The organism is Desulfogranum japonicum DSM 18378 (assembly GCF_000429945.1).
GTDB lineage: Bacteria > Desulfobacterota > Desulfobulbia > Desulfobulbales > Desulfobulbaceae > Desulfogranum > Desulfogranum japonicum.
The window spans coordinates 1-6719 of the sequence record NZ_AUCV01000079.1; the positions used below are offsets into that span (position 1 = coordinate 1).

Below are 6719 nucleotides of genomic sequence, written 5' to 3' on the forward strand. Positions count from 1 at the left end.
GGGCTAATTTTTCTATTTCAGGATCAATCGGCACCAAAATGGATTGACCGGCAAGGATCGCTTCAATCCTCTTATGAGATCCGGCCACTGGTCCCTGGGCAAGGAAAAACCTACACCTAAATTAAGCAGGGTATATTGCTTTACGCCTTTATCTGTCCGCTTGGATTCAACAAGGCGATAGGTATAATACTGCCCACCGTCTTTCCTTCCTTTGATTGTAGTTCTTCGAATATACATGCGTCGCAGCTTGGCATAAAAAAGTCTGCACGCCAAGTCTTTATTATTTTTTAATGGCACTACAAACGCCGGTAAATTTTTATATAGCTGAAATTAGGCGATTTATTTTTTTATCGCGACGAAAAACTTTCATTAGAGGAGACTTTGAGAATGATTGTCAAAAACTTGGGTTAGCTATAGTGGTTCAACATGTCAGTGAGAATAGAAAATTTATACCTGATCACGGGGGTAACAACATTGATATTTCTTTTGAACGCAATTAATATCGTCGTTGTAGAAGCTGGGCACAACATAGTAAAAAAAGGGTCTTTGTCATAGTTGCGGAACAAGGTATCTTCCCAAGCCTTGGCGAAATGAAATCATATACCAAGATATAGCACCAGGTATTCTCAAGAAATACATCATGGAGAAATCGCGACCCACGGTGTTGGTCAGCACCGCGATTATGTGCGAACAGGAAATGTAAACGAACAGATGATAACCATCAGACAAATTTCGGAAAAAGAAGTGCCGATGAGTGTGTTACTTCATGCCGACCCATCTGAAAAATGTATTGAGAAATATCTTACAGGAGCGAAATGTTTTGGAGTGTTTGTTGACGGCTTTTTAGTTGGCGTATGCGTGACAAACTCTATCGATGCTAAAATATGGGAATTATTTAATATTGTTGTCATTCCGGAAAAACAGAAACAAGGGTTTGGGAAAAAACTTCTTGAATTTGTGATCAACTATTTTCAAGAGAATGGTGCAAAGTCGCTTGAAATAGGTACAGGAACATTTGGCTATCAGCTGTTGTTTTATCAACGATTCGGATTCAGAGTAGGGAGCATTCGGAAAAATTTCTTTATAGATAATTATTCCGATCCTATTTACGAGCAAGGCGTACAACTCAAAGATATGCTTAGATTGTGCCTAGAATTCAAGCGGTGAAGCACATAACAAGCGTTTGTACAGGACATTCAACCGTGCTATTGCGGTATCCAGCACCGCGATTAACCTATAGAAAACATAAAAATATCAAATTGCCAAAGGTTGATCCAGTAGCACATGCGTACCCTGCGTCGCAGCCAGCGGTTCAGTTCGGGTATTGGTCGATATAACTCAGATATCCCAAAATAGCCCATCCAGCCACGCAGAGCCTCGGCCTTGTGTGCCGTTTTTGTTCGTCGACTCATAACTTCGGATTCTCGTACCTCGCTCACCTGCTTTCGGCTAGTGTTTATGTTCCTGTCATCTCGACAGTAACAGGGGTTACATACAGGGGACTTACATCCCATTAGATCACGCCCATGCCGGGCGTCCACAAAGTATTCAAGAGGGACTGCTTGAGGCTCGGAGTGTAATAATTCCGTGCTAGACCAAAAAGGGATTCAAATTTTAAAAGTTAATACTAGCGGTCCCGCAGTCCCTTAACTCCACGTTCCTGGTGACTTCGTGGCCAGGAATCACGGCGCTGACTTCGTCAAGCTTCTGGTTCTGGCATGAAGCACCGGGATCAGAAACTTGACGAAGTCAGCACCACGATTATGTGAAAGAACATAAAAAGAGAATAAAAAATGGAACATGTATTTTTTTGCACAGGTCATGAGCTTAAAATCCCAAATATTATTGAAAGCAAAGGTCTGTACATATATGACGAACAAGGCAAAGGCTATATGGACTTAGAGTCTGGTGTTTGGTGTACATCACTTGGACATAATAATAGTGAGATAAACGGAATAATCAAAAAACAAATCTACTCATTGACGCACACTGGATTTTGCTATTCAAATGAAATACTTGAAAATTCATCTAAGTCAATTCTCAATGTTGCTGGATTTAAGAACGGGAAAAGTGTATTTCTGTGTTCTGGAAGTGAAGCGATAGAGATATCAATTCAGATGGCTAAACATCTGACTGAAAAACGTGTATCGATGACACTCCATGATTCATATCTTGGAGCGTATTCTTCAATTATCGACAAATCGAAAAATTGGTATTTGCTAAATTGGGAGCCGTGTAACAACTGTACCAAGATAGAAAAGTGCGATCAATCATGCGAGGTTCTTCAAAAAATACCAAAAGACACATCTGAATTTATTTTTGAACCAGGTAGCTCTTCTGGTTTTGTACGTTTTCCACCAAAGGCATTAATCAGTAATATCGTCCAGATTGTTCGAAACAACGGAGGGAAAATTGTTGCTAATGAGGTGACGACCGGTATTGGACGCACTGGAAAATGGTTTGGTTATCAGCATTATGACATTGATCCCGATTTCATAGCTGTAGGCAAAGGAATTGGCAACGGGTATCCCGTGAGCATAGCTCTGATCAACAAATCTACAGCAAGGGAACTAGAGAAAAAACCTTTTCACTATTCACAATCTCATCAAAATGATCCTTTGGGAGCTTCAATTGTATATGGTGTAATTCAATACATCGAAGAAAAGAAATTGATTCCTAAAGCGGAAAATAGGGGTTTGCTTCTTCTCAAACAGCTTGAATCACTTGTTGATAACGAGATTATTACGGAAGTCCGGGGTAGAGGTTTGATGTTCATTCTTGACATCAAAAACGAAGAAATTACTAATTTTCTTTATAATGGGCTTATTGAGAGAGGATATATTGTAGGGAATCGAGGTTCGTCTTTACGAATTGATCCACCACTTATAATTAGTGAGGCAGAAATTGATACATTTGTTAATGCATTAAAAAAAATAAAATCAAGTATTTAGCTTTTTCGTAACGAGTGTTTACGCTTGACGTTACCCGCCGTTCGTTCCTCACTCTGGGCAACGCGGGTGAAAGTAATGTTCTTGACGACTTCGTCGCCATGAATCGCGGTGCTGGTCAGCGCCGCGATTATGTGTAAAAATCAATGAGTAGGCTACCAACAGAAATTGATGGAGCAAAAGTGTTATATTGGGCATGGACTGGTGACTTGCCGTTTGGGTGGGCTGGTATAGATACTGATCCAAAGGCAATCGCGATATTGGGTTTAGTAATTGCGCAATACGACAATAGTTCTGTCATATAGCGCTTCAGTTGCAGTGAAAACTGGGAAACAGGGCAATATGCTGACTACACATCAGCGGAAGAGGCAATGGATCAGTTGCCAGAGCAGTGCCGTGAGGTATTGGTAAAGTGGACGAAAAATTGAAATGCAGAACACCATAACCAAGTAATTTATCGGATTTGCTACATGCTGCGCATTCAGCAAACGCACTGAGCCCAATCTTTCGGAGTGAGAAACGAATGACGAAGACATCGCATGAAACGCTTGCGGCGGCCCTGACTCAGGATGGCAGACTTTTCTGGGGTGAGGATGGGGCTGAGTGGCGAATTCTAACGCCGACAAACGACGGGAGCATTGCTGACGTCTTTTGCGGTCCTGTTGTGGTCTTTGCAGAAAACGGCTACGGCGACTATCTCTTTCTGAAAGCACTGCCGAAGGGAACCGTGGACGAAACGGTCTACGTCTACTTCCACGAAACTCAGGATATACAGCAGTGGAAAGACTCGCTGGGGATCTTGCTCGGTAAAGACGAGTGCGAGCCATCGGCCGACGCATACCCTGTAGCGGTATACCAGTCGGGAGAGCCTGTTCAGATAGGAGATAGAGTGCATTTCAAGACCTGGTTCTTCTTTTGGAAAGGCTGGATTGAGGGAACTGTGGACTATGTCCCGGGGCTCTCGAAAAGGAAGAATAAGCATGAATATGAGGGCCTAAAATGGATAAACATTCAGGGTGAGACAATGACCGTGGGCTGTCTCGTAGATCCGACTACAGGAATTGTGAAGCAGGTGAAGCTTCTTTCCCGAGCCGGATAGAGGGATGACGCCGAACCAGCGCATGAAGTCGGATGCTCGTAAGTTCGCACCGTTCATGCGGACCGTTAATGGGTGACCTATTGTATAAAGCAGGATATCCCTGTCGGGCTAAGCCAAGCCAGTAGCCAGTACTGAGTGTTGCGTGACTCGCAGAGCCATTTTGGCAATATCAGCCGGGTAATAGAAGCGCTTAAAAAAACGCTGCAAGGCTGGGCTTGTTCGCAGGCAATACATTCCAAAGCCTGGAGGCAAACAACGGCCTCCTGGTATTCCAGAGCCGACGAATTCTGCCCCGTCACAGGAACGCCTCAGGGCAGGGTAATTTTCGCAGTCTTGGCCAATAGTTATTTCTTTTATGCCCTTGATCTCTGGTTTGAGGAAAACATCAAACCTGGATGCCGGGGAAACGTGCACCTTATTCGGTTTGCCGATGATTATGTGTACTTCTTTCAGTATCGTGATGAATTGAAGATGGTGGAGCGTGAACTCCCACAACGTCTGGATAAGATCAGTCTGGAGCTTGCACCTGTTAAAACAAAAAACATCAAATCCAGTAAGTTCGAAACGACACGAAGCGAGAGCTTTGTTCTCCTTGGTTTTGAGTATCGCTGGATACTCAGCTGGAAAAAACTCTGGTAAAGATGGTGACAGGCCGGAAGGAATTTCAGCAGGCAATGTCGAACATGAAGGCATGGATCAAAAGCAATCGGTGCGTTTCAGGGCTCATTGATACCATGGCGCAATTTGCGGTAAAACGCCAAGGGCACTACAAGTATCCTGGTTTCAATGGTAACTTTGAGAAGATCAGTTCTTTCTACAATTACAGTTGCAAGGCTGTATTTAAGTGGCTGAACAGGAAAAGCCAGAGGGAAAGCTTTAATTGGAGAGGGTTTGAGGGGCTTTTACAGAGTTTCTCAATTCCTCGTCCCAGGATAACAGGGTACTGGAGCTGAAATGCTTTAGGACGAAGCGAATACTATTGAGGAGCCCTGTGCGAGAAAACCGCACGCAGGGATCTGTGAGGAGGCGATCAGGTGGAGCCATTCTACCTCGATTGCCTTAGCGCGATTCAGCTAAAATGAAAACAAACATTTTTTTAGTCATTTTATTAATTTTATCAAATGTATTATGGTTTGGCTCCGTTGTATATGAAGGTGTCGACGAGGGCGTATCATTGGCATATCTACGCGACAGTTACAATCGAGTTGATAATGCATTGAAGCAGGCATTGTATATTGCCAACAATAATCTTGTTGGTAAAAAACTATCTGAGGTAGAAACTGTCATTCGAAAAGATGTTTATGGCAATAAACCGTTTATGAAAGAAGGCTGTCTTGTTGCAGGGAATTTGTGCTTGAAAGTAGATGATTCTCAGAGGATAATCAGTGTTCAATTTGAGTGAAAATGCATAACAAATCGAAGCAGTTGGCAAAATATCTATCACGAATTTTGGTTCGAAAAATGTAGGGCCAAATATTTTGGGGCTGTGCTCAACGTTCAACACCGCGATTATACATGCCATCAACTTGCACAAGGAGTAAGTTTTAATGCAGGCCAGGATACTACAAGATGGAACCGAGTCATTCAACGTGTCGGTACACGAAGCCACTAGAAATTCTCCAGTGGTACTTTTCGCGGTAGGAGCTGGTGGCCAGCCTGAACGTTATGCTACGCTTATGGACACTTTGATTGAATCCGGTTGTATGATTATTGCGCCGCATTTCGACAAACTTGTATCTCCGATACCAAGGGAAGACGAGTTGACTCTCCGGGCAAGGCGTTTGTCTCTCGCTCTTGATGCGTTCGTTAAGCCCGGCATAACTGCGGCGGGTGTGGGCCACTCAATTGGCGCAGCTACCCTCATTGCTTTAGCTGGAGCTCAGATGTGGTTAGGGCCAGGTCGACGTGTTGATAATATTACATCGGATAGCCGATTAACTCGCCTATCCCTTTTGGCGACACCAACCGACTTTTTTCAAGCTCCAGGAGCACTCGATGCAGTGAAAGTTCCAATTCTGGCATGGGTAGGTTCCGCGGATAACATCACGCCACCCGTCCAAACAAAAAGGCTGGCCAATTCCATACGTGATTGGCAAACAGTTGATGTTCGCGTTACTGATGGTGCTGGTCATTTTTCATTCATGGATATAGTGCCGCCACAAACCACAGAGCCGTTACCGGATAAACGGGCATTTCTTAAGGAGTATTCGGGTGAAATTTGCAAATTCGTGCTTGGTTAAGGGGCACTATCCATGGCGTGGTAAATAGCATGAGGATCGTATGCGGATACCCAGTTCACCGGATGCAAAAGGCCATGGCGTTTTCATGGTCAGTGATTTTCCGCATTTTGAGGTTTTTGCGTAGCTTTGTGGAAGCCTTTTGCATTCGGTGAGGGTGTAGCCGGTCTATATTAAAACTCTCTCAAGTTATCTATCTGTTTTTTCGTTGTATGCAAACCGCTTAATTCGACGCCCCCAGCCAAAATGTCGATTTTTGTAAATATAATTGAATTGTGATCCAGGCTCTTTTTGTGTCATTATCAGGGCAAGCGTACGACATGAACCGAGAAAAACTTTAATAACCTATTGAAAATAAAAATAAAGAAGGTGATATTCTGGCCAGACAGTGTATTCAACCATAGCTAACCGATTCAATACAATGGAGAAGCAATA

At 43.4% G+C, this 6719-nt stretch carries 7 protein-coding genes and 1 pseudogene; 6 read left to right on the top strand and 2 right to left on the bottom strand.

Annotation, left to right across the window (positions count from 1 at the left end; genetic code table 11):
* Positions 1-12: 12 nt before the first annotated feature.
* Positions 13-237, bottom strand: coding sequence for a hypothetical protein (locus tag G493_RS0121795; RefSeq protein ID WP_028582077.1), 225 nt, complete (start codon positions 235-237; stop codon positions 13-15).
* A 474-nt stretch (positions 238-711) separates the two neighbouring features.
* Here G493_RS0121795 and G493_RS0121800 point away from each other — a divergent pair, with 474 nt between their 5' ends.
* Positions 712-1167 carry a GNAT family N-acetyltransferase gene (locus G493_RS0121800; protein WP_028582078.1) on the top strand — a complete coding sequence of 152 codons (456 nt, stop codon included), beginning with the start codon at positions 712-714 and terminating at the stop codon, positions 1165-1167.
* A 107-nt stretch (positions 1168-1274) separates the two neighbouring features.
* On the opposite strand, the pseudogene G493_RS34920 reads toward G493_RS0121800, so the two are convergent.
* Positions 1275-1373 (bottom strand): annotated as a pseudogene (locus G493_RS34920) (group II intron maturase-specific domain-containing protein); the annotation flags it as partial.
* A 420-nt stretch (positions 1374-1793) separates the two neighbouring features.
* Here G493_RS34920 and G493_RS0121805 point away from each other — a divergent pair.
* From G493_RS0121805 to G493_RS30705, 5 genes are all read left to right on the top strand, one after another.
* Positions 1794-2951 (top strand): aminotransferase class III-fold pyridoxal phosphate-dependent enzyme, encoded by a 1158-nt coding sequence (locus G493_RS0121805; RefSeq protein ID WP_028582079.1) that lies wholly within the window; start codon positions 1794-1796, stop codon positions 2949-2951.
* A gap of 520 nt (positions 2952-3471) precedes the next feature.
* Entirely contained in the window at positions 3472-4047 is a 576-nt protein-coding gene (locus G493_RS0121810) for a hypothetical protein (protein WP_028582080.1), read from the top strand.
* 138 nt (positions 4048-4185) lie between these two features.
* On the top strand, positions 4186-4686 hold the full coding sequence (locus G493_RS32640; RefSeq protein WP_161629872.1) for a reverse transcriptase domain-containing protein: 501 nt from the start codon (positions 4186-4188) through the stop codon (positions 4684-4686).
* Positions 4687-5125: 439 nt separating this feature from the next.
* Positions 5126-5449, top strand: coding sequence for a hypothetical protein (locus tag G493_RS0121820; RefSeq protein WP_028582081.1), 324 nt, complete (start codon positions 5126-5128; stop codon positions 5447-5449).
* 187 nt (positions 5450-5636) lie between these two features.
* Entirely contained in the window at positions 5637-6287 is a 651-nt protein-coding gene (locus G493_RS30705) for an alpha/beta hydrolase (protein ID WP_153306629.1), read from the top strand.
* Positions 6288-6719 lie beyond the last annotated feature (432 nt).

Excerpts from the sequence above, each read along its gene's own strand:
- G493_RS0121795 (WP_028582077.1), bottom strand. The coding sequence starts at position 237 with ATGTATATTCGAAGAACTACAATCAAAGGAAGGAAAGACGGTGGGCAG.
- G493_RS0121800 (WP_028582078.1), top strand. The coding sequence starts at position 712 with ATGATAACCATCAGACAAATTTCGGAAAAAGAAGTGCCGATGAGTGTG.
- G493_RS0121805 (WP_028582079.1), top strand. The coding sequence starts at position 1,794 with ATGGAACATGTATTTTTTTGCACAGGTCATGAGCTTAAAATCCCAAAT.
- G493_RS0121810 (WP_028582080.1), top strand. The coding sequence starts at position 3,472 with ATGACGAAGACATCGCATGAAACGCTTGCGGCGGCCCTGACTCAGGAT.
- G493_RS0121820 (WP_028582081.1), top strand. The coding sequence starts at position 5,126 with ATGAAAACAAACATTTTTTTAGTCATTTTATTAATTTTATCAAATGTA.